This is a genomic window from uncultured Polaribacter sp. (assembly GCF_947497125.1).
In the GTDB taxonomy this organism is placed as follows: Bacteria; Bacteroidota; Bacteroidia; order Flavobacteriales; family Flavobacteriaceae; genus Polaribacter.
In genome coordinates this window covers 127316-151047 of sequence record NZ_CANMFI010000007.1, presented here as the reverse complement: position 1 = coordinate 151047, position 23732 = coordinate 127316, and the positions used below count along the sequence as shown (strand labels likewise).

General features: G+C 30.3%; 24 protein-coding genes. 8 read left to right on the top strand and 16 right to left on the bottom strand.

Annotated features, from left to right (window positions below; translation table 11 throughout):
* Window positions 1-298 precede the first annotated feature (298 nt).
* The 3 genes from asnS to Q0678_RS11100 all read left to right on the top strand — a co-directional run bounded on the left by asnS (window position 299) and on the right by Q0678_RS11100 (window position 3911).
* Window positions 299-1735 carry an asparagine--tRNA ligase gene (gene asnS / locus Q0678_RS11110; protein WP_299057854.1) on the top strand — a complete coding sequence of 479 codons (1437 nt, stop codon included), beginning with the start codon at window positions 299-301 and terminating at the stop codon, window positions 1733-1735.
* A gap of 119 nt (window positions 1736-1854) precedes the next feature.
* Window positions 1855-3312 (top strand): RNA polymerase factor sigma-54, encoded by a 1458-nt coding sequence (rpoN, locus tag Q0678_RS11105; protein WP_299057852.1) that lies wholly within the window; start codon window positions 1855-1857, stop codon window positions 3310-3312.
* Window positions 3312-3911 carry a hypothetical protein gene (locus tag Q0678_RS11100; RefSeq protein ID WP_299057850.1) on the top strand — a complete coding sequence of 200 codons (600 nt, stop codon included), beginning with the start codon at window positions 3312-3314 and terminating at the stop codon, window positions 3909-3911. Before rpoN ends, Q0678_RS11100 begins: the two co-directional genes overlap by 1 nt.
* On the opposite strand, the gene Q0678_RS11095 is transcribed toward Q0678_RS11100, so the two are convergent.
* The 6 genes from Q0678_RS11095 to Q0678_RS11070 all read right to left on the bottom strand — a co-directional run bounded on the left by Q0678_RS11095 (window position 3906) and on the right by Q0678_RS11070 (window position 8227).
* Entirely contained in the window at window positions 3906-4583 is a 678-nt protein-coding gene (locus tag Q0678_RS11095; RefSeq protein WP_299057848.1) for a porin family protein, read from the bottom strand. The two genes, Q0678_RS11100 and Q0678_RS11095, sit on opposite strands and share 6 nt — an antisense overlap.
* A gap of 97 nt (window positions 4584-4680) precedes the next feature.
* On the bottom strand, window positions 4681-5142 hold the full coding sequence (locus Q0678_RS11090; RefSeq protein ID WP_299057846.1) for a biopolymer transporter ExbD: 462 nt from the start codon (window positions 5140-5142) through the stop codon (window positions 4681-4683).
* Window positions 5143-5159: 17 nt separating this feature from the next.
* Window positions 5160-5780 carry a biopolymer transporter ExbD gene (locus Q0678_RS11085; protein WP_299057844.1) on the bottom strand — a complete coding sequence of 207 codons (621 nt, stop codon included), beginning with the start codon at window positions 5778-5780 and terminating at the stop codon, window positions 5160-5162.
* Between the two features lie 4 nt (window positions 5781-5784).
* Entirely contained in the window at window positions 5785-6240 is a 456-nt protein-coding gene (locus Q0678_RS11080) for a hypothetical protein (protein ID WP_299057842.1), read from the bottom strand.
* 8 nt (window positions 6241-6248) lie between these two features.
* Window positions 6249-6971: a MotA/TolQ/ExbB proton channel family protein gene (locus tag Q0678_RS11075; RefSeq protein WP_299057840.1), complete on the bottom strand. Its 723-nt coding sequence runs from the start codon at window positions 6969-6971 to the stop codon at window positions 6249-6251.
* 218 nt (window positions 6972-7189) lie between these two features.
* A complete protein-coding gene (locus Q0678_RS11070) occupies window positions 7190-8227 on the bottom strand; it encodes an asparaginase (protein ID WP_299057838.1) in 1038 nt (345 codons plus the stop codon).
* Window positions 8228-8324: 97 nt separating this feature from the next.
* On the opposite strand from Q0678_RS11070, the gene Q0678_RS11065 reads away from it, so the two are divergent.
* The 4 genes from Q0678_RS11065 to Q0678_RS11050 all read left to right on the top strand — a co-directional run bounded on the left by Q0678_RS11065 (window position 8325) and on the right by Q0678_RS11050 (window position 13582).
* Window positions 8325-9020, top strand: a complete 696-nt coding sequence (locus tag Q0678_RS11065; protein WP_299057917.1) for a zinc metallopeptidase — start codon at window positions 8325-8327, stop codon at window positions 9018-9020.
* Window positions 9021-9185: 165 nt separating this feature from the next.
* Entirely contained in the window at window positions 9186-11561 is a 2376-nt protein-coding gene (locus tag Q0678_RS11060; protein WP_299057836.1) for an outer membrane beta-barrel protein, read from the top strand.
* Between the two features lie 15 nt (window positions 11562-11576).
* Window positions 11577-12584, top strand: coding sequence for a sensor histidine kinase (locus tag Q0678_RS11055; protein WP_299057834.1), 1008 nt, complete (start codon window positions 11577-11579; stop codon window positions 12582-12584).
* Window positions 12585-12817: 233 nt separating this feature from the next.
* Window positions 12818-13582, top strand: a complete 765-nt coding sequence (locus Q0678_RS11050) for a LytTR family DNA-binding domain-containing protein (protein ID WP_299057832.1) — start codon at window positions 12818-12820, stop codon at window positions 13580-13582.
* A gap of 218 nt (window positions 13583-13800) precedes the next feature.
* On the opposite strand, the gene lepA is transcribed toward Q0678_RS11050, so the two are convergent.
* Window positions 13801-15597 (bottom strand): translation elongation factor 4, encoded by a 1797-nt coding sequence (gene lepA, locus Q0678_RS11045; protein ID WP_299057830.1) that lies wholly within the window; start codon window positions 15595-15597, stop codon window positions 13801-13803.
* 117 nt (window positions 15598-15714) lie between these two features.
* Window positions 15715-15990 carry an EF-hand domain-containing protein gene (locus Q0678_RS11040; protein ID WP_299057828.1) on the bottom strand — a complete coding sequence of 92 codons (276 nt, stop codon included), beginning with the start codon at window positions 15988-15990 and terminating at the stop codon, window positions 15715-15717.
* 144 nt (window positions 15991-16134) lie between these two features.
* On the opposite strand from Q0678_RS11040, the gene dusB reads away from it, so the two are divergent.
* The gene (dusB, locus tag Q0678_RS11035) at window positions 16135-17133 is read left to right on the top strand and encodes a tRNA dihydrouridine synthase DusB (protein WP_299057826.1); all 999 of its coding nucleotides are present in this window, start codon (window positions 16135-16137) and stop codon (window positions 17131-17133) included.
* 14 nt (window positions 17134-17147) lie between these two features.
* Here dusB and Q0678_RS11030 read toward each other — a convergent pair whose 3' ends face one another.
* The 8 genes from Q0678_RS11030 to atpD form a co-directional block, all read right to left on the bottom strand.
* Window positions 17148-18347, bottom strand: coding sequence for an FtsX-like permease family protein (locus Q0678_RS11030; RefSeq protein ID WP_299057825.1), 1200 nt, complete (start codon window positions 18345-18347; stop codon window positions 17148-17150).
* Window positions 18348-18361: 14 nt separating this feature from the next.
* Entirely contained in the window at window positions 18362-18757 is a 396-nt protein-coding gene (gene rbfA / locus Q0678_RS11025; RefSeq protein ID WP_299057824.1) for a 30S ribosome-binding factor RbfA, read from the bottom strand.
* A gap of 20 nt (window positions 18758-18777) precedes the next feature.
* Window positions 18778-19422: a response regulator transcription factor gene (locus tag Q0678_RS11020; RefSeq protein WP_299057822.1), complete on the bottom strand. Its 645-nt coding sequence runs from the start codon at window positions 19420-19422 to the stop codon at window positions 18778-18780.
* Window positions 19419-20171 carry an ATP-binding protein gene (locus tag Q0678_RS11015; RefSeq protein WP_299057820.1) on the bottom strand — a complete coding sequence of 251 codons (753 nt, stop codon included), beginning with the start codon at window positions 20169-20171 and terminating at the stop codon, window positions 19419-19421. Before Q0678_RS11015 ends, Q0678_RS11020 begins: the two co-directional genes overlap by 4 nt.
* Window positions 20147-20491 (bottom strand): hypothetical protein, encoded by a 345-nt coding sequence (locus Q0678_RS11010; RefSeq protein WP_299057818.1) that lies wholly within the window; start codon window positions 20489-20491, stop codon window positions 20147-20149. Before Q0678_RS11010 ends, Q0678_RS11015 begins: the two co-directional genes overlap by 25 nt.
* A 314-nt stretch (window positions 20492-20805) precedes the next feature.
* Window positions 20806-21435 carry a hypothetical protein gene (locus Q0678_RS11005; protein ID WP_299057816.1) on the bottom strand — a complete coding sequence of 210 codons (630 nt, stop codon included), beginning with the start codon at window positions 21433-21435 and terminating at the stop codon, window positions 20806-20808.
* Between the two features lie 356 nt (window positions 21436-21791).
* Window positions 21792-22085 carry a F0F1 ATP synthase subunit epsilon gene (locus tag Q0678_RS11000; protein ID WP_299057814.1) on the bottom strand — a complete coding sequence of 98 codons (294 nt, stop codon included), beginning with the start codon at window positions 22083-22085 and terminating at the stop codon, window positions 21792-21794.
* Between the two features lie 43 nt (window positions 22086-22128).
* Window positions 22129-23637: a F0F1 ATP synthase subunit beta gene (atpD, locus tag Q0678_RS10995; RefSeq protein ID WP_299057812.1), complete on the bottom strand. Its 1509-nt coding sequence runs from the start codon at window positions 23635-23637 to the stop codon at window positions 22129-22131.
* Window positions 23638-23732: the final 95 nt, after the last annotated feature.

Genomic DNA, 23732 nt, shown 5'->3' with positions numbered 1-23732 from the left:
AAGACTAGCAACCGATTTAAATCTAACAAAAAATAAAAATAACGGGAATTTATATCAATATTAAATAATAAAATTCGAGTAAGTATTTTTAATACTTCAAATATAACTTTTTAATTCTCTCAAAAAATAAGGGTTTTCCCCCTAAAATATTATAAAACTACTTTAAATTATCATTGTTCATTTTCTGTCAAAAAAGTATCTTTACTTTTTTAAATTTTTTGATATAAACGTAAAATTTTAATTTAAAAGTCACTGTTTAGTAACATAAAAAAACTCTTTCACTATTATTTATAAGAATATGATACAAAAAAACATAGCCGAATTATTAAATTCTGAAGGCCTAATTTTACAAGAAGTAACACTAAAGGGTTGGGTTAGAACATTTAGAAGTAATCGTTTTATTGCTTTAAATGATGGCTCTACAATACATAATATTCAGTGTGTAATCGACTTCGAAAATACCGATGAATCAATTTTAAAAAGAATTAATACGGGTGCTTCAGTTTCATTACAAGGTACATTAACCGAAAGTAATGGAAAGGGGCAATCTTTAGAAGTGCAAGTTTCTAAAATTGAAATATTAGGAGACTCTAACCCAGACGAATATCCTATTCAACCTAAAAAACATAGTTTTGAGTTTTTAAGAGAAAATGCCCACTTAAGGGTAAGAACAAACACATTTAGCGCCGTAATGCGTGTACGATCTAAACTTTCTTTTGCTGTGCACCAATATTTTCAAGAAAGAGACTTTAATTACGTAAACACACCTATTGTTACTGGCTCTGACGCCGAAGGTGCTGGAGAAATGTTTAGAGTTACTACTTTTAAAGAAAATAAGGCTCCGCTTACAGAAGATGGTAAAATAGATTTCTCTAAAGACTTTTTTGGCAAAGAAACAAACTTAACAGTATCTGGTCAATTAGAAGCAGAAACCTTTGCAATGGCTTTAGGAAAAGCCTATACATTTGGACCAACATTTAGAGCAGAAAATTCGAATACCACACGTCATTTAGCAGAATTTTGGATGATTGAGCCAGAAGTTGCCTTTATGGATTTAGATGGCAATATGGATTTGGCAGAAGACTTTATAAAGTATGTAATTAGCTATGTTATAGAAAAGTGCGAAGATGATTTAGCCTTTTTAGACCAACGCTTAACACAAGAAGATAAAAGCAAACCACAAGCAGAAAGAAGCGAATTAAGTCTTCTAGAAAAATTAAGATTTGTTGTAGATAATAACTTTAAAAGAGTTTCTTATACAGAAGCAATTGATATTTTAAGAAATTCGAAACCAAATAAAAAGAAGAAATTTAAGTATCCTATAAATGAATGGGGAGCAGATTTACAGTCTGAACACGAACGTTTTTTAGTAGAAAAACATTTTAAATGCCCTGTTATTCTTTTTGATTATCCAGCAGATATAAAAGCTTTTTACATGCGTTTAAATGATGATGGTAAAACAGTAAGAGCCATGGATGTATTGTTTCCTGGTATTGGTGAAATTGTTGGAGGATCTCAAAGAGAAGAACGATATGATGTTCTTGTAGAAAAAATGAAGGCCTTAGATATAGATGAAAAAGAACTTTGGTGGTATTTAGATTTAAGAAAATATGGCACAGCTGTTCATTCTGGTTTTGGATTAGGTTTCGAAAGATTGGTACAATTTACAACAGGCATGAGCAATATTAGAGATGTAATACCATTTCCTAGAACCCCTCAAAATGCAGATTTTTAAATTATTAAAAATAAAATCTTAAAACTTTTAAGCATACTTATTAAAAAAACAGTAATTTTAAAGTAGTATTTTTTTCAACCAAAAAACAAAAGTCTTTACATTGATTTAAGAAAGTATATATGTTAAAACAGAGCTTACAATATAAACTTTTACAAAAATTATCTCCACAACAAATACAGTTGATGAAGTTAATACAATTGCCTACCCAAGCTTTTGAAGAACGTATAAAACAAGAAATTGAAGAAAATCCTGCTTTAGAAACTGGTAAAGATGACGCAAATACTGTTGATGACGATTTGTCTAATGAGTTTGATGAAACTGGTACCGAGAAAATAGAAGCTGAAGATATTAATATTGATGAGTATTTGAGTGATGATGAAATACCCAGCTACAAGACACAAGCTAATAATTATGCAGCTGATGATGATGAAAAAAGCATGCCTTATGCAGCCGGAACAAGTTTTCATCAATCCTTAAAAAATCAATTAAATACCTATAGTTTTAAAGACGATGAACTTGTAATTGCTGAATTTTTAGTTGGTAGTATCGATGATAGTGGTTACATCAGAAGAGAAATTATAGACCTAGTAGATGACTTAGCTTTTACTGCAAATGTATTTACAACTGAAGAGAAAGTAATTGGTATTCTAAAAAAAGTAATTCATACTTTAGACCCAATTGGTGTTGGTGCTAGAGACTTAAAAGAGTGTCTTATAATACAGTTAAAAAGAAAAGAAAAGACTATAACAAGAACGCTTGCTATTGATATTTTAGAGAATGCTTTTGATCATTTTGTGAAAAAGCACTACAAAAAATTACAAGAAAAATTTCATATTTCTGAAGAGCAGCTTAAAGAAGTAAATACAGAAATATCAAAGCTTAATCCTAAGCCTGGTAGTTCTTATGCGGGTAATAATAAAATAGCAGAACAGATTGTACCAGACTTTTCAATTAAACTAATTGATGGTGAATTAGACTTGGTATTAAACAATAGAAACGCTCCAGAACTGCATATCTCTAGAGAATACAATAATATGCTTAAAGGGTATCAAGAAGCAACCGTAAAAAGCAAATCTCAAAAAGATACGGTATTCTTTATCAAACAAAAATTAGATGCTGCTAAATGGTTTATCGATGCTATCAAACAAAGACAGCAAACTCTTTTGGTAACCATGAATACCATTATGCATTATCAATATGACTACTTTTTAAGTGGAGATGAGCGAAAATTAAAGCCAATGATCTTAAAAGACATTGCCGATAAAATAAACATGGATATTTCTACGGTATCTAGAGTAGCAAATAGTAAATACGTATCTACCCCTTATGGCACAAAATTGATAAAAGAATTCTTTTCTGAATCGATGAAAAATGACCAAGGTGAAGATGTTTCTACTAAAGAAATAAAGAAAATTTTAGAAACAGTTATAGAAGAAGAAAATAAGAAAAAACCACTGACTGATGAAAAATTGGCAGTAATTTTAAAAGAAAAAGGGTATCCGATTGCCAGAAGAACAGTTGCAAAATATAGAGAACAATTAGACTTACCTGTTGCTCGTTTAAGAAAAGAAATGTAGTGAAACTATACAATTTAATATCAGTACTGTTTCATCCAATTGTAATACCAACAATTAGTGTTTTAGCTTATTTAACAGCAATACCTAACTATTTTAGTAGCCAACAAAAACTATCCATTTTAGGTTTAATTTTTTTAACTACTTACATAATTCCTTTAATTATATTAATACTTTTTAAAGAACTTAAGCTTATTAAGTCTTTTAATGCCACAGAAATTAAAGAACGAAAAAAACCATTAGCAATAATGATTTTACTCTTCTATATTTTAGGAAATACCTTATCTAAAATTGATTATTTATATGATTTTAGCATGCTTTTTTATGCAACAACTCTAGGATTGATACTCATTTATATCTTGTTCTTCTGGAAGATAAAAACAAGTATTCACTTACTTTCTATGGGTGTTTCTGTTGGCTTCTTTTGTGTGTTAACTTCAATTTACAATACCAATTTAAACGTGCTAATTATTACTTTAATACTACTATCAGGCATTGTTGCAAGTGCAAGACTGCATTTAAAAGCACATACACCTAAAGAAGTGTATTTGGGTTTTTTAATAGGTTTTAGTAGCCCAATATGCTGCTATTTTCTCTTATAGAAGGTAAAAAACAAGTCCGACTTTTAATATTTTAGTGTTAATATTTTCACCGTTAAGGGTACTGTCTTTAAACACAGGAGACAAACCGTAGAATATATGAAAATTAAACTCATCATAACCCGTAGACAATGTTAACCCATATTGTAATTTGTTATAACTACTAACATTCGATGAATTAAAAACAGAATTATTAGTATCTATAAACTTAAAATTATTAGATAGGTTGTATAAAAATTTGATACCTGCGTATATTCTCCAAAAGTCATATTTGGTAGCGTTAGATGTTCTCCAACGAAGCTCAAAGGGCAACTCTAAATTTTGAGAAGTAAATATATTACTCTCGTTACCAGTTTGATCAGAAAAAAGGGTTGTACTATTCACTTCTTGTACCGTTAGTTTATGATTAAAATAATCAAAACCATAACCAAAACCAATTGCCATAGCAATCGTACCCTTTTTATTTAAACTAATATCTTTTAAATAACCTGCAGACAGTCCGTAAGAAAAATTACTTTTAAAAATTGTTGTTGGCTGGTTAAAAAATTGAGCATAAGAAATGGTTGCATAAATTTGATCTTCTGCATAACGATCTCCTAACTGCAAAGTATCTTTTTGGGCTAAAATACTAACAGATATAAAGAAGAACAAAAAAGAAATTGAGATTGCTTTCATTTCTAAATATTATAATAATTGTATAGTTGGTTAAAATTAAGCACAAAAAAAGGATAATTCTAAGAATTACCCTTTTTTTTATTTTGAAAAAAAGAAATTAATCTGATGTTTTAGAGGCAGAATAACTAATTTTTAGTGCATTTACATCTCTTAGTTTTAATCTAATATCTGTAATTGTACCAACGCTAGATTCTTTATCTGCTTTTATAGATGTTGTCATAAAAGGCACCTCTGCTTCAGAAACTTTAGATCTTGCATTAATAATAAATGCAGGAACATCGTCTGCCGAGGCAATTTTGTCATTCAACTGAATTCTATTAAAACTTGTTCCAAATTTTGCTTCTTTGGCCTTACCAACATATATGGTTGTTACCAAACTTTTATGTTCTAATTTTTTTACTTCAGATGCAGAAGGTAATCTTGGTGCATCAATCTGTAAAGATGTTTCTCTCATGGTAGTAGTAACCATGAAAAAGAACAATAACATAAAAACGATATCAGGCAAAGCGGCAGTGTTTACTGCTGGAATTCCTTTTTTCTTTTTTCTAAATTTAGACATACTGTTAATTTTTTAAATTAATTTGTAGGTTCTGCATCCGAAATAATTTGAGGATAACTTGTTTTGATAAGCTCAACTTTTTTCTTTAATGATTCGTTATCCTTGTCATCTTTATACGCTTCTTCAAGTTCTGCAAAAGGCATTTTGTACATTTTAATACTCAACCTATTTCTTAACTCAGAATAAGCTCTTAACAATTGATCTTGAACTGTTAGATACGTTCCATATTCTGTTAATCGATCACTTTGCACCGAAATAATTGCTTTATTTGGATGATCTGATGATGTCTCACTTTTTTCTCCGTTACAATACGTACATGGTCCTGTAGCAACACCATTTTCTACCTTACCTTCACCTCCACCGTTATCAATAAATTTGATAGCAGCTTCTTTTAGGTCTTTAATTTCCATTCTGTCGCCTTCAACTAAAAGCTCATTATTTCTATTAATGTTAACCTCAAAGATGTTTTTCTCTTTAATTACAGGTGGCACATAATCTGCTGGTGGTTTTTCAGAAAGCTTTTTAGAAACTCCTGAATCTACATTCATTGTAGTTGTTACTAAGAAAAAGATTAACAGCAAGAAGGCAATATCTGCCATAGAACCTGCATTAATTTCTGGATTCTCTCTTCTTGCCATATTATTATGATTTTATTAATCCTTTTACTAAATCGTATACAAAAAACATGCTAGCTACAAACCCTAAGGCAATGCTATACCATATTCCTGTTCCTACCCATTGGTTTGTTGCCGAACCTGCCTCGCCACCTTCAAGAACTTTTCCTTGTGTGTCTAAAACAGCGTTACTATCTGCTAAAAAGTAAGCAAATACTAATACAACAGCCAATACAGCAATACCTAATAATGTTTTCTTTAAATTATCTGGGTTTCTAAAAAGCCCAATTAAAGAAAGTACTATGGTAGCTCCTACAGCAAAATAAAGTAAAATTGTAGAAAAAGAAACTATGCTTCCTACAGAACTACTTAATGCCTCTACATCGTTACTATCTGTCATGAAAATTCTGACAAATAGGAAAGCACCAATTAAAGCCACTACAGCAATAAATATGCTTAATATTTTTGATAAATTATTCTTCATAATATATCTTATTTTTTATATTTTACTAACAAATCTATTAATTGAATAGATGCATCTTCCATACTGTTTACAATACTGTCAATTTTAGACACGATGTAATTATAAAAGATTTGTAAGATAATTGCAACAATTAAACCAAATACTGTTGTTAAAAGTGCTACTTTAATACCAACGGCTACAACTCCTGGAGAAATATCATTTGCTACAGCAATCATATCAAAGGCCTGAATCATACCAATTACAGTACCCATAAACCCAAGCATTGGCGCTAATGCGATAAATAAAGACAACCAAGAAACGTTTTTCTCTAAAAGTCCCATTTGAACTCCACCGTAAGAAACAACTGCTTTTTCTGCTGCTTCTACACCTTCATCTACTCTATCTAAACCTTGGTAAAAAATAGATGCAACAGGTCCTTTCGAGTTTCTACAAACTTCTTTAGCAGCTTCTACACCACCAGAACTTAAGGCCTCATCTACACTTGCAACTAATTTCTTAGTATTGCTTGTTGCCATGTTTAAATAAATAATTCTTTCAATTGCAATTGCTAAACCTAAAATTAAGGCTACTAATACAATTCCCATAAATCCTGGATCACCTTCAATAAAACGTTGTTTTAATTCTTGGTGAAAAGTTCTTGATTCTTCGACTGCTTCTTGTGCGAAAGTTGATTGAATAGCTCCAAAAAACATAAATCCTGTTACAGATAAGACATTTACTACTTTTTTCATCTTTGTTATAATTAATTTTAATTGTTAACGGGTTAAAGTTCTAATTTTAACTTAAATAAATAAAATTTAATCTGCTTTATTTGTTCATCAACTTAAAGCTTCTTAAAACATTTTACTTAAGAGTACGGCAAGTAACAAAAAAATATTGAGCATTGAAAAAAAAAATGAATCTATTTAACGATTTAAAGTACTTTTTTTTCTAAAAAATTAAAACAAAACTATTTAAGAGTCATTTCTCCTCGCAATGGTTTTTCGAAAAAATGAGTAAAATCTTCTAAAGAAAGGGGTTCATTTAAAAGATACATTAGTTTAGCAATAGCAGACTCTGTGGTTATGTCTAGGCCATTTATAACCCCTATTTCTTTTAGTAACAAACTGGTATCATAATGCCCCATAAGCACACTACCACTTTTACATTGGGTAACATTTACTATTTTAATTCCTTTATCAATCGCTGCTTTTAAAAGCTTTATAAATGGTTTAGCGTTTGGCGCATTACCAGAACCATAGGTCTCTAAGATAACTCCCTTTAAATTAGAAATAGCTAAAATACTTGCTACAACTTCATTTGAAATGCCCGGAAACAACTTTAAAATAACTACATCGGTTACTAATTTCTTTCTAACTATTAATTTTTTATTGTCATCTTTTGGGTGATGCACCAAGTGCTCATTAAATTTAAGATGCACCCCACTTTCTGCTAATGGCGGAAAATTTAAAGAAGCAAAAGCTTCAAACTGTTCAGAACTTATTTTAGTAGTTCTGTTGGCTCTATATAATTTATACTCGAAATAAAGACCAACTTCTTTAATAATTGGGCTACCATTTTTATATGCACAAGCTATTTCTATAGAGGTAATTAAATTTTCTTTAGCATCGGTTCTTAAATCTCCTATTGGCAATTGAGATCCTGTAAAAATAACAGGCTTTTGTAAATTTTCTAACATAAAGCTAATGGCAGAGGCTGTAAATGACATGGTGTCTGAACCTGTTAAAACAACAAAACCATCGTATGCATTGTAATTGTCTTCAATAATTTCGGCAATAGTAAGGTAGTAATTAGTATTCATGTTTGATGAATCTATTGGCGCATCAAAAGAAATACTCTCTATTGTACAATTTAACTGTTGTAATTCTGGAATTTTATTTACAATCTGACTAAAATCGAAAGCCTTTAAAGCATTTGTTTTATAATCTTTTACCATTCCTATGGTACCACCAGTATAAATCAATAATATGTTAGGCTTTGTTGTCATTTTGTCAATTTTTTGTCTGTAAATATAATTTGGAATACTTTATGTTGTAAATTTATCAAACAAAAACGAAACAAAAATTTAAAAAGCATAAATTATGATGATTGGCATGGAATACTATATTATTATTGGTGTTATTTCTCTTTTTAGCTGGTTAGCTAGCAATACTTTAAAAAGAAAGTTTAAAAAATATTCGAAAATTCAGTTAAAAAACGGAATGTCTGGTGCAGAAATTGCAGAAAAAATGTTAGCAGACAACGGTATTTTTGATGTAAAAGTAATTTCTACACCAGGACAACTTACAGATCATTACAACCCACAGAATAAAACTGTAAATTTAAGTGAGGCTGTTTACAACCAAAGAAATGCTGCTTCTGCCGCTGTTGCAGCACATGAAGTTGGTCATGCTGTGCAACATGCGCAAGCGTACAAATGGTTAACAATGCGTTCTCAATTGGTACCTATGGTAAATGTATCTTCTAAATTTTCACAATATTTGGTTATGGGAGGTTTAATTTTAGGTGCCGCATCTAGTTTGGGGTATTGGGTTTTATTAGCCGGTGTAGTATTAATGGGTATGGCAACGTTGTTTAGTTTTATTACTTTACCTGTAGAATATGACGCAAGTAATAGAGCTTTAGCTTGGCTAAAAAACAAGAATATTGTTAATAGAGAAGAATTTGTAGGCTCTAAAGACGCATTAAAATGGGCTGCCAGAACCTATTTGGTAGCTGCTTTAGGTTCTTTAGCAATGTTAGCTTATTGGGTTTTAAAGTTAATGGCTAGTAGAGACTAAGATTTACATAACTTTATTTAAAGGACAAAATGCTTCGATTTATTCGAAGCATTTTTTATTAAAACAAAACAGTTGGTCGGTAATTTATCCCAATTGGGCAGATTTCTTTATGTAAACTTCTACAAAATAAATAGTTTTGATACCTAAATAACACTAGAAACCAAAATGAAACTTTTTACCAAACTACTTTTTCTTTTTTTCTTTGGATGTTTTACAACATTTTCTCAACAACACACCATTTCTGGGTATGTTAAAGACACTAAAAACAATGCTTTACCATTTATAAACATCATTTTGTATAAAATTAATGCAGCACAAACACCAAAAGGAACCGTTTCTGATGATAATGGCTTTTATCAACTTAAAAATATTGAATCTGGAAAATACAGGTTAGAAGTTTCTAGTCTAGGTTTTGAAACTCAAAAAATTGCTGCCTTTGATTTAAATACTAATAAAACCTTTAACATTACTTTAAAAGAGCAAAGTACCAGTTTAGACGAAGTGGTTATAAAAAGTACAAGACCCATTATTAAACAAACTGCAGAAAAACTAGTTGTAGATCTGGCAAATTCTGAAATGATAAATACAAACCTACAAGATGTAATGCGAAAAGTTCCTGGAGTTTTAGTAACCAATAACGGAATTTCTATTGCAGGTAAAGGTGGCGTTACCATTTTAATAAATGGTAAAACCACAGAATATATGGATGTAGATACTTTATTAAGAGACTTTCCGGCAGATAATATTGCTAAAATAGAAGTAATAGAACAACCTGGTGCAGAATACCAAGCTTCTGGTTCTGGTGCAATTATTAATATTATTTTAAAGAAAAATGTAAGATTAGGCACTCATGGAAGCACAAATGCTTGGGTTGGTGAAGATGAAGGTGTAGAATATGGTACCGGTTTTTCTATTGCTAGTTATAAAAACAAGTTAAACTGGCAAACAAGTGTAAATTATTCTAGACCAACCTTTAGAGAAGATTTATTTTTAGTAAGAACTGTTGGCAACGAAACCTATGACCAAGCTACCAGAGAACCTTATGACCCTGAAAACTTTACCATAGCTGGTAATATAGATTATTACTTAACAGAAAATCAATCTATAGGAATTGGCAGTAGGTTAAATACTAGAAAATCTACAAGAACAGCAAGAAGTGAAACTATTATTTCTAACTCAAATACCACAAACACCCTTTTTTCTGAAAATTATTTCGATAGAGATAGAATTACTTTTAATATAAATCCATATTACGAATACAAGACAGCAACCGATAAATTAGTTTTAGATTTTAATTATGTAGATTTTACGAACAACAATACCAATACATTGTATGATGTTATTGGTAGTACTATAAATTTTACAGACAGACGCTACATACAAAAAGGCACCTATACCATTAAAACCTATAGATTAGATTATACCAAAACGTTTTCAGATAATTTTAAAATAAGTGCAGGCTCTAGATTTGCAGATGTAAATACTGATAATGATTTAGAGGCACTTATAGAAAATGGTGCTAATTTTAGTAAAATTAATGCAGAAAGCAGTCGTTTTGTAATAGACGAAACCATTTTTGCACTGTACTCTAAAATAAATGCAAAATTGGGCAAATGGTCTTTTTCTGGCGGTATGCGTTTTGAAGATAGCAATACAGACGGAACTTCTACTTTTTTAAAAGAAGGGAATTTAACCACAGAAATTCAAAAAAGACCGATTCAAAAAATATTTCCAAGTGCATCTGTTAGCAGAAAATTAACCGATGTTTTAGGTGCAAGTGTTTCTTATAGTTATAGAATACAAAGACCTTCTTACAATAGTTTAAATGCTTTTGCTACCTTTTTAGATCCTTTTTCTGCAAGCGAAGGAAACCCAAGTTTAACACCTTCTTTTACTAACAATTATCAATTTAACCTAACCTATGAAGGACAACCATTTTTTACAATTGGTTATAGCAAAACAGACGATGAGATTTTTGAACTGATTTCTCAAAACAACACCACTGCACAAATTAGACAGCAAGTTGTAAACGTAGAAAATAGTGCAAATTGGAATTTTAGGTTATTTGCACCCGTAAATTTCACCAAAGGTTTAGAAGGTTACACAGGTATTATTGTAACCAATACAGATTTTGAATCTTCTACTTTTAATGTAGATTTAAACAAATGGAACCTTATTTGGTTTTTACAAGCTAGTTACCAACTCCCTTGGGATGTTAATTTTGAACTAAGCGGAAATTATGGAACAGGTGCTTTAGAAGGACAAATTGATGTAGATTGGTTTGCAGAATTAGATTTTTCTTTTGGCAAAAAGTTTTTAGATGATAAATTAAAAGTAAATTTAGGCTTCAATAAAATGCTAAATAGAGGTTTTGTGGGGCATATTGACTATGGAAACGGAATAGCTGATGTAGAAAGTAATGAGTCTAGACAAAACATACAACTTAGATTGGTATATAGTTTTGGATCTAAATTCGGCAAGAAAAAATCGAGTAGAAATAGAAATAATGACGAAGAAAACAGAATTAATGATGGTAATTAATACGTTTGTAAACAGATGAACACCAAATTAAATAAATCTGACTGGATTATTTTAGCCGTAGTTTTTGGAACAACAATTATTTTAGGATGTTTTGATTATTATAAAGAAGGGAATAAGCTTATAGAATATCTTGTAGATTTCCCAACGTCAACATTTTTATCAATTGTAATTATTTTAATATTTATTCAAAAATTGGTACCTACTTTTTTGGTTGATAGAAAAAATTACTTTTTATTCTTTTTATCAAGTTTAATCTTATTAACTTTTTTAGGCACTCTAGATAATGTAATTGGTCGGTTTACTGCCGGAAAAAATTTAAGTTCAATTTCTAATATGGTTGCTTATTTTATTGACGGATTATATAATGCCGTTGATATGGCAAGTTTTCCACTAGGAATTTTATTAATAAAAAAATTCTATGAAGGACAACAAGAATTAACCACAATACAAAACCAACAAAAAGAAAACGAATTAAAATTATTACGCTCACAAATTGATCCTCATTTTCTGTTTAATAATTTAAACACCCTAGATAGCCTAATAGATAGCAATCCAATTAAAGCAAAAGAATATATTAACAAACTCTCTTTAATTTACAGATATTTGATAAAGACTAAAGATGCTGAAGTAATGGAGCTTGCTAGTGAAATTGAATTTGCTAAAAACTATATTTTCTTAATAAAAACTCGTTTTGAGGATGATTATGAATTTACGATCGAAGAACATATTTCTTTAAAAGATAAATTTGTGCCAACAGGCGCAATTCAGTCATTATTAGAAAACGTTGTAAAACACAATAAATCTGATGGGAAAAAACCAATTATAACAAACATTTCAATTAATGACGGGTGGTTAATGATTACCAATTCTAAATCGTCTGTAAAAATAAATGAAGAATCTTTTGGCACAGGTCTAGAAAATTTAACAACACGCTATCAATTGCTTTCGGACAAAAAAATACAAATACATAACATGGATGTAAAGTTTGAAGTTCTAATACCAATTATTAATTTAAGCGAATAATTTTATTAATTTAAAAGAAATTACAACAAGAGTATTTAAGGGTTAGTTGCCTTATGTGATTTCTCACTTTGTTCGAAATGACACTCAAACGCGAATAAATTGTTATTTTAAAAGTATCGTTTTGACTTTTCGATTTTAAGAGAAATCACAACAAGAGTATTTAACAGTTAGTTGTCTTACATTACTTTTCACTATGTTTAAAATGACACCTGAATAAAAAAATGAAATAAACAATGCATATCTTAATTTTAGAAGACGAAATACCAGCCTATCAAAAACTGCAAAAATGTTTGGATCTTTTTTTTGATATAAAAATTACCAGCGATTGGGCAAGAAGTATTGCTGATGGTAAAAAATTATTAAAAGAAAATAAATACGATTTTATAGTATCTGACATTCAGCTTTTAGATGGCCTTTCTTTTGATATATTTAATGAAAGTGAAATAAACTGTCCTATTATTTTTTGCTCTGCTCATGATGAATATTTATTTGAGGCATTTAATACAAACGGAATTGCATACATTTTAAAACCATACTCGCAAGACGATTTTAATAAAGCTTTAGAAAAACATCAATCTTTATTTAATAAAACTGATTATAATGCTTTAGACAAAACAACAATTAATGCATTAAAATCTGCACTGAAAGAAGAAAACAATATCTACAAAAAGCGTTTTGTAATTAAAAAAACTACAGGCATACAGTTATTAAATACAGAGGATATAGCACTAATTTCTGCCTCAGGAGATTTTTGTTTGGTAATAGACAATTTTGGTAAACGCCACACAATTTCTCAAAATTTAGGAACCACTTTCTCTCAATTAAACCCAAAACTTTTTTTTAAAATCAATAGAAGTGAAATTGTAAACATTGATTGTATAGAAAAAATAGAATCTCATTTTAAAAATAGATTGTTACTTTCTATAAAAAACTACAAAGAGAAAGTTATGACAAGCTCTTCGAATACTGCAGATTTTAGAAAATGGATCGAAAATTAACAGTATTAAAAGTTGACTAATTTTTAGCCCAGATTGCAACGGCATCCTTTTTATTTTGTTCGAGTAAATTTGCTTTTTTTTGCAAATTTGTATCGAGAACTCAATAAAAAGATATAGTGGAAAGCTGGAAATAGCTACTCATAAAAAAACCTTCTTAATTTCTTAAAAAGGTTCTTATCTTATGTTTGGTTTTTAATTCTAAAATTTTAATGCTGTTTCTAATCATTCAATTTTAAAACCGCCATAAATGCTTCTTGCGGTATTTCTACATTACCCACTTGACGCATTCTTTTCTTACCTTTTTTCTGCTTTTCTAACAGTTTACGTTTTCTAGAAATATCTCCACCATAACATTTTGCGGTAACATCTTTTCGAAGCGCTTTGGTGGTTTCACGTGCAATAATTTTTGCACCAATAGCTGCCTGAATAGGAATATCGAACTGCTGTCTTGGAATTAATGTTTTTAACTTTTCTACTATTTTTTTACCGATAGAATAAGCATTGTCTGCATGTAAAAGTGCAGAAAGCGCATCTACAGAATCTCCATTTAATAGTATATCTACACGCACCAACTTAGATTCTTGCAAACCAATTGGGTGGTAATCAAAAGAGGCATATCCTTTAGAAACCGTTTTTAAGCGGTCGTAAAAATCAAATACAATTTCTGCCAAGGGCATGTTAAATATCAACTCTACCCTTTGTGTGGTTAAGTATGTTTGATTGACAATTTGCCCTCTTTTTTCTATACAAAGGGACATTACTTGCCCAACAAAATCTGATTTTGTAATGATAGACGCTTTAATAAACGGCTCTTCTACTCTGTTTAATTTTGAAGGCTCCGGAAGATCAGATGGGTTGTTTACCACAACAATCTCGTTAGGCTCTTTGTTGGTAAATGCATGATAAGAAACGTTTGGCACCGTAGTTATTACAGTCATATTAAACTCACGTTCTAAACGTTCTTGAATAATTTCCATGTGCAACATGCCTAAAAAACCACATCTAAACCCAAACCCTAAAGCGGCAGAACTCTCTGGCTGAAACACCAAAGAAGCATCGTTTAATTGTAATTTTTCCATAGAGCTACGCAACTCTTCATAATCTTCAGTATCTACCGGATAAATACCAGCAAATACCATTGGTTTTACATCTTCAAAACCTTCTATTTTTGTAGCCGTTGGATTCTCAAAATCTGTAATAGTATCTCCTACTTTTACTTCTTTTGCTGTTTTAATTCCTGTTATTAAGTACCCAACATCTCCTGTTTTAACTTCTTTTTTTACAACTTGCTCTAACTTTAAAGTACCTACTTCGTCTGCACCATATTGTTTGCCAGTTGCCATAAATTTTATTTGCTGATTCTTTTTAATAGAACCATCTATAACTCTAAAATACGTTTCGATACCTCTGTATGAATTGTATACAGAATCGAAAATTAAAGCTTTTAAAGGTGCCTCTGGATCTCCCTTTGGCGCAGGAACTTTTGCTATAATTGCTTTTAGAATATTATCTACACCAAAACCTGTTTTTCCACTTGCATGAATAACATCTTCGGGTTCGCAACCTAATAAATCTACAATATCATCGGTTACTTCTTCTGGGTTTGCAGAAGGTAAATCTACTTTATTTAATACAGGTATAATTTCTAAATCGTTCTCTAAAGCTAGGTATAAGTTAGAAATGGTTTGGGCTTGTATGCTTTGTGCAGCATCTACAATTAATAATGCTCCCTCACAAGCAGCAATAGATCTAGAAACCTCGTAAGAAAAATCTACGTGACCTGGAGTATCAATTAAGTTTAGTACATATTTTTCTCCATCTAACTCATAATCCATTTGTATGGCATGAGATTTTATGGTAATACCACGCTCTCTCTCCAAATCCATATTATCTAGCAGCTGTGCCTTTTTTTCACGGTTTGTTACAGACCCTGTAAAATCTAACAATCTATCTGCCAATGTACTTTTACCATGATCTATATGCGCGATAATGCAAAAGTTTCTTATGTTCTTCATACGTCGTTTTCTAACTACTTGTTGCTTGCAAAGATATGGTATTTACAAACCTATTCAAATAAAAAAAGTACATTGAAAAACAATGTACCTTTTAAGTAAAAATTGTTGTATTTATTTTTAATAATCTCTTTCTAATTCTGCAATGGCTACTTTAAATTCTTCCCAATTAATAGTGTCATCACTATTTTCATCATACCCTTTTAGCAATTCATTTGCTACCAAACCAGATATAAAACCACTTACTTCACCTGCTCGTAACATTTTCTTTATTTCAGATTTATTTAATCTGCCATCTTTATCTGAATCAAAAAACTGAAAAGCTTCTTCAGGTGAATCAAACTGATTGGTTATTAAAATTCTAATTTTTCTTAAAATATCTTCTTTTGCTCCCATAATAATTATTTTTTTGATGTGTAATATAAAAACTTTTAAATAAAATGTAATAATTATATTGAAAAATGATTTCTAAACCACTAATAAAAACTTTTTTTACTAAAGGATGAAAAAACACTAAATTTGCAGAAAAAATAATCAGTTTTGGTAAAAATAGGCAACATAGAACTTCCAGAATTTCCACTTTTATTGGCTCCAATGGAAGATGTTTCTGACCCACCGTTTAGAGCTTTGTGTAAAGAAAATGGCGCAGATGTTGTGTATACAGAATTTATTTCTTCGGAAGGTTTAATTAGAGATGCTGCTAAAAGTGTCATGAAATTAGATATTTATGAAAAAGAAAGACCTGTTGGAATTCAAATTTTTGGTGCCAATTTAGAGTCGATGCTTAAAACCGTTGAAATTGTAGAGAAATCGAAACCAGATATTATAGACATCAACTTTGGTTGCCCCGTTAAAAAAGTAGTTTCTAAAGGTGCTGGTGCAGGTATTTTAAAAGATATCGATTTAATGGTTTCACTTACTGAAGCGATGGTAAAACACACCAATTTACCAGTAACAGTAAAAACTCGTTTGGGTTGGGACCACGATTCTATTCGAATTGTTGAAGTTGCAGAACGCCTGCAAGATGTAGGATGTGCCGCAATATCTATACATGGTAGAACACGCGCACAGATGTACAAAGGAGATGCAGACTGGAAACCTATTGCAGCGGTTAAAAACAACCAAAGAATGCACATTCCTGTTTTTGGCAACGGAGATGTTACCACACCTGAAAGAGCCATGGAAATGCGCGATAAATATGGCCTAGATGGCGCCATGATTGGAAGAGCTTCAATTGGGTATCCGTGGTTTTTTAATGAAGTAAAACACTATTTTAAAACAGGTGAACATTTAGCAAAACCTACCATTGCACAACGAACAGAAATGGCTCGCAGGCATTTGCAAATGGCGATCGACTGGAAAGGAGAACATTTAGGCGTTGTAGAAACAAGAAGGCATTATACCAACTATTTTAAAGGAATACCTCATTTTAAAGAGTACAGAATGAAAATGGTAACCTCAGATGACGCAAAAGATGTCTTTAATGCCTTTAATGAAGTTGAAGCAAAATTTGGGAACACTATTATTCCGCAATTATAAAGAGTAACAAATAGTTACCTATCTATAAATTCTTTAGAAATTCTACTACTTGCAATTTTAGAAGCAATATAGCCTAAAATAGAAATGGTAGCTATTACAATAAAAAGATTTGAGAATCTAAATTCTACTGGATAAGATAAGTTTTGAGTAATCATAAAAAAACCAAAATGTTTCTGAAGCATTACTAATAGTATTCCTAAAAGTAGCCCAATTGACATGCCTACCAAGGTTAGTAAAAACCCCTGAAAAACAAACACTTTTTTAATTTCCTGAATTGTTGCTCCAAGATTTAATAAGGTTTTTAAATTTTGCTTTTTATCGATAATCATCATAATTATTGCACCGATTACATTGAACAAGGCTATAATTACGATTAAGGTAAATATCAAATATGAAACAAAATTTTCGGTATTAATTACTTTATAAAGGGCCGCATTTAATTGTTGCTTGGTTTTTACTTTAAAAGAAACACCTAATTTAGATTGTAATTTTTCTGCAAAAGCATCGGAATCTAAATTGTTATGAAGTCGAATTTCGAGGGCCGTTATTTCATTTTCTTTTAAGCTTAACAAGGTTTTTGCGTCTGATAGTGCTACAAAAACATACTTATTCTCAAATTCTTCTGTACCAGAATACAAACCAACAATTTGAACATTTAACTTCTTAAATGCATTGTTTAAATTAAAAAAACCTTTTCCTGCTTTCGGAATTAAGATAGACAAAGGCTCGCCAAAACTTAAAACACCTAAAGATAATTTTCTTGATATTCCACTACCAATAACGGCTGTATTTAAAACATCTTTCTGCAACCAATTACCTGTATTTAAGGCACTATCTATGTTTATAATAGACGTATAGTTCTCATCAACACCTTTTATGTAAGCAATTTCATTTTTATCATTATAAGCTAAAAACGCTCGTTCTTCTATCACTTTAGAGTAAGAAAAAATCTTAGCATCTGCTAAATCTTGTTCTATGTTATTTGTAAATAAAAATGTTTTACCAGACGTAGCAGTTATTTTAATATCTGGATCTGAAGATTCTAAAAGGCTGTTGCTAAAGGTACGCAAACCAGAAAAGCCAGATAAAATAATAAACAATGCCAATGCACCAACTATTACACCAAAAGAAGCAATAATTGTAATAATATTAATGGCATTATTTGTTGTTTTTGCAAATAAATACCGTTTTGCTATGTATAGAGAAAAGTTCAAATAAAAAGGGTTAATTAATTCCTTTTACGTTTTGGCAAAACACTCGGATTCTTAATAGGGTTTTCGTCTTCTCCTTTTAAAGATTTATCTATCTTTTCTATGTAATCAAGAGTATCATCACCAAAAAAAAGTAATTCTGGCATTCTTCGTAATTGATTTTTTGTTCTTGCGGCCATTTCATGCCTAATTAAAGTAGTATTAGAAATCACTCCTTTAATTAATTCTTCTCTTTTGCTTGAAGGAAAAACGCTTAAGTATACTTTTGCAACTCCTAAATCTGAAGTTACATGAACTTTAGAAACAGAAATAATTACACCCTTCATGCCATCTTGGGCAGCTTTTTGTAAAACATCTACTAAATCTTTCTGTAATACTCCTGCTATTTTGCGTTGTCTGTTCGTTTCTTCCATACTGCAAATTTACACTTTTTTTATGGAGTGTAAATTTTATTTTTTATAGCATACATTACCAATCCAACCCTGTTTTTTACATTTAATTTTGTAAATAAAACATCTCGATAGCCATCAATCGTCTTAGGACTTAAACACATTTTATCGGCTACTTCTTTATAAGTTAATTCTGTACAAGCCAATTTCATAAAAGTAAGTTCTCTTTCTTTAAAGGTAATTTCTTGTTTTGCTTTTCCTGAAATAGATTTTAATAATAAATTTGTCACACTTTTATTGTGGTAAAAACCATTTTCTACAATTTCTACTAAAGCTTTCTCTAAAACTGTTTTTTCGGTGTCTTTTAGCAAATACCCAATAGCACCTACTTGTAACATTTTAAGAATAGTACTGTCTTCATCTTCTACAGAAAGCCCCATAACACTTACGTCTGGGTAATTTTTGGTAATCCACTCTGTAGTTTCAATCCCATTCATGATTGGCATATTTATATCCATTAAAACAACATCTGGAATAAATTTAGCAGATTCTGCAAATTTACCCATCAATTCTTTACCATTTTTACAAGTATACAACACCTTAAACTTATCAAACGTATTTACCATACTCTCTATGGCCTGAGACAATAAAGTATGATCGTCTACTATAACTACCGAATGTTTCATCATAAATTGTATATTATTTTTAAAGAAGTACCTGTATTTTCTGAAGAAGAAAAAATAGCAGAAGCTCCAATTAATTTTGCTCTATTTTTAATATTATCTAAACCAATACCCTTATACGTTTTATTTTTAATCGAAAAACCAATACCATCATCTTTAACATTAATTATCAGTTGAGTTTTAGTAAAAGACATTGTTACATCTAAATTAGACGCTTTTGAATGTTTAATAGTGTTCGAAAAAAATTCTTGTAAAATTCTAAAAATAATAATGTTAGACTGACTTTTAATTTCTTGCTCTTTACCCGTAACTACCAAACTAGCATTTATAAAGTTTAATCTATTAAACCTATCTATCTCTAACTGAATTGCTTCTTTTAAGTCGATGTTGTTTATTGCCTCTGGATTGATTAACTTCGATAGAGAACGTACTTCTTTTAACCCTTTTGATATTGTATTGGAAACCTCTGTAAAATTTTCTGCTGTAGCATTCTGTAACTGAATTTTTGCTAAGGTTAATAACTGACCAATATTATCATGCAACTCCCAACTAATATTTCGCAAAGTTTCTTCTCTTATTTCAATTTGCGTTTCTGCAATTGTTCTTTGAAATCTTTTCTCTGATTGTTCTCTTTCTAGTAAAAGTTTATTTTTTCTACTCTGAAAAACAGAAAACAATAGAATAATGGCAATAATTATTAATACTATTACAACTGTTGATACAATTAAAATTATTTGACTTTCTTTTGATTCCATAGTAACCCTAAAATAAAACAAGCGTACATAAACACAGAAAGTAAATGTTGAATATTATAGATAAAATCTAAATTTTCTTTAGACAAATTAGCCATTGTATTTAATACAGATACAAAAGGTATAGAAGCTAAATAATATACTAATAACCCAATTGTAATCCAGAAATTAATTAGCCGCTTGTAATCTAAAATTTTTTCTGAATTTAAAAGCTCTCTAAGATATAATAATAAAATAATACTTATTAAAGATGATCCTATAATATCTGTAATTACAAAATATTTATTTAAAAAAGAATATTTAATTCCGTAAAACAGTGCCAAAGCAACATAACAAATATTAAATAAATAAAGTAAAATATAATTCCATTTTTTTACAACTTCGTTATTAAAAACCTTGTAATAAAAAAACAGAATTAAATTATATTGAACAAAAATTAGAATGTTATAAAAAATAACATTGTACCTAAATTCAGTAAACTCCCTTGACAAATGTGCAATAAAATCTAAAAAAAACATGGCAAACAAATACCATATAAAATATATTATTTGAGACTCTTTTACTTTATTTTTAAATATAAAATAAAATAAAAGAGTTACAAAAGAGATTAAGTAAATTAGATAAAACATATATAATACTAATAAGGTGGCGCTATATGTGTTCTATTTGCAGCAGAACTATTTTCATCTTTTACATAAATACTTGGTAAAAAAGAAGCTTTGTTAACGTTATTCTTATTATTAAACTCTGCTAAATATTTTAACATTGGAACAGGGTTTTTATTAGACGATTTTAAAGGCTCAAAGGCAACTTTGTCATCAGATCCTATTGTTGTAGTAGGTGCAAAAATAAGTGTTTGCCTACCTTTATGATCTTTACCAACACTATTATCTGGGTATGCTGCAGAAAATATTTTAATACCCGTTAAAGGAATACCTTTTTCTTCTGAAAGTCTCTCTACATAAGCAATATATTGTTTTAATTCATCTATAGAATACCAATTAGACTCTGTGTCACCCTCCTTATAACTAAACTCTTTATTTACATAATCTTTTAATACTGCTTTTTGATGAGTTTCATACTGTGCTAACATAGCTGAAAGTTCTTTATAAGTAATTGCATTTTTTGGTCGTTCATTATTTGGGTAGCAATTGTTCTGAGCTTCTTTGGCAATAAAATTTTCTTTCTTTTGTTCTGTAGAATCACAAGCTAATAGAATAGAGAACATAAAAAATACTAAACCGGTTTTTTTAAAAAACATTTTCATAATTATTTATTTAAAATTAATACTCACTAATGTACAAACATATTAGGAATATAAATTGATAATCAAAACCTATAAATTTTTAAATTACTGATAAAGAGATTCTTAAATTCACATGAAACAATTAAAAGAGTGTAAACAATGTCTAAAAAAGGTGGTTTTCCCCTAAAATAATGAAGGTTTTTACTGTTGTTTACAATTAAAAAAAGGCAAATATTTGTAGTATTAAAATGTATGTTCATACATTAATTAGGGGAAATTGCTATAAAAACATCTTATTTTAAAATAAGATGTTTTTTATTACAAAAAAACCTCAAAGTACTATTACTTTGAGGTTCTAATAAATTGTATATGTTTGATTAATCTGCTAAGATAATCGCTTTGTTATCATTTAGTTCTAAAGTACCAGAATTAATGTTTAACAATAAAATTTTATCATCATCTATATGAGATTCAAATTTACCAGATAAATCATCTAAAACTAGGTGCTCTTGAGTATGTACATGAACTTTAACAACTCCTTCTTTTAAGTTTGAAACTATCGGAGCATGATTATTCTGCATTTGAAACTCACCATCTACACCAGGTACCGATAAAGAATCAACTTCTGATGAAAATAATATAGCTTCTGGTGTTACAATTTCTAAATACATATTTAATACTTTTGGCTTTAAGCTATGGGCTTTAAGCGGTTAATTATGCTTCTGCTAACATTTTTTCTCCTGCATCAATTGCATCCTGAATTGATCCTCTTAAATTAAATGCTGCTTCAGGGTACTTATCTAATTCACCATCTAGAATCATATTAAACCCTTTAATAGTATCTTTAATATCTACTAAAACACCAGGTATTCCAGTAAACTGCTCTGCTACATGGAAAGGTTGAGATAAGAAACGCTGAACACGTCTTGCTCTATGAACTACTAATTTATCCTCTTCAGATAATTCTTCCATACCTAAAATAGCAATAATATCTTGTAACTCTTTATAACGTTGTAAAATTTCTTTTACAGCTGTTGCTGTGTTATAGTGCTCGTCTCCTAAGATTTCTGCTGATAGGATTCTTGAGGTAGAATCTAAAGGATCTACGGCTGGATAGATACCTAATTCTGCAATTTTACGAGACAATACTGTTGTTGCATCTAAATGGGCAAAAGTTGTTGCTGGTGCCGGATCTGTTAAATCATCCGCAGGTACATAAACTGCCTGTACAGAAGTAATAGAACCTTTTTTAGTTGATGTAATACGCTCTTGCATTGCACCCATTTCGGTTGCTAATGTTGGCTGATATCCTACTGCAGAAGGCATACGACCTAAAAGTGCCGAAACCTCTGAACCTGCTTGTGTAAAACGGAAAATATTATCAACAAAGAAAAGTACATCCTTTCCTTGTGCTTCACCTGCTCCGTCTCTAAAATACTCTGCTATTGTTAAACCAGATAAGGCAACACGTGCACGTGCTCCTGGTGGCTCATTCATTTGGCCAAAAACAAAAGTTGCTTTAGAATCTTTCATACCAGACTTATCAACTTTAGATAAATCCCATCCTCCTTCTTCCATAGAATGCATAAAGTCATCACCGTATTTTATAATACCAGACTCTAACATTTCGCGAAGTAAATCATTTCCTTCACGAGTTCTTTCTCCTACACCCGCAAAAACAGATAAACCACCGTGTCCTTTTGCAATGTTATTAATTAACTCTTGTATTAAAACAGTTTTACCTACACCTGCTCCTCCAAACAATCCAATTTTACCACCTTTTGCATACGGCTCAATTAAATCGATTACTTTAATTCCTGTAAATAATACTTCTGTAGATACTGATAAGTCTTCAAATTTTGGTGCAGATCTATGAATTGGCAAACCATCTTTACCTTCTTTTTTTAAATCTCCTAGACCATCAATAGCATCACCAGTTACGTTAAATAAACGACCATAAATATCGTTACCAATTGGCATCTGAATAGGGTTACCTGTAGCAACTACTTCTGTACCTCTACTTAATCCATCGGTAGCATCCATTGATATAGTTCTAACTGTATCTTCTCCAATATGCTGTTGTACTTCTAATACTAAAATTGAGCCGTCAGCTTTTTTGATTTCTAAAGAATCATAAATTTTAGGAAGTTCATTTTCAGTATTGAATTCTACATCAATTACTGGTCCAATAATCTGTGAAACCTTACCTGTTATCGTAGACATTATGTATCTAATTAAAGTTATTATTTTATTTAAGAGTCTTTACTCTCATTTTAAGGTTGCAAAGGTAATTTTTTTGATTGAAACTAAAAAAGTTT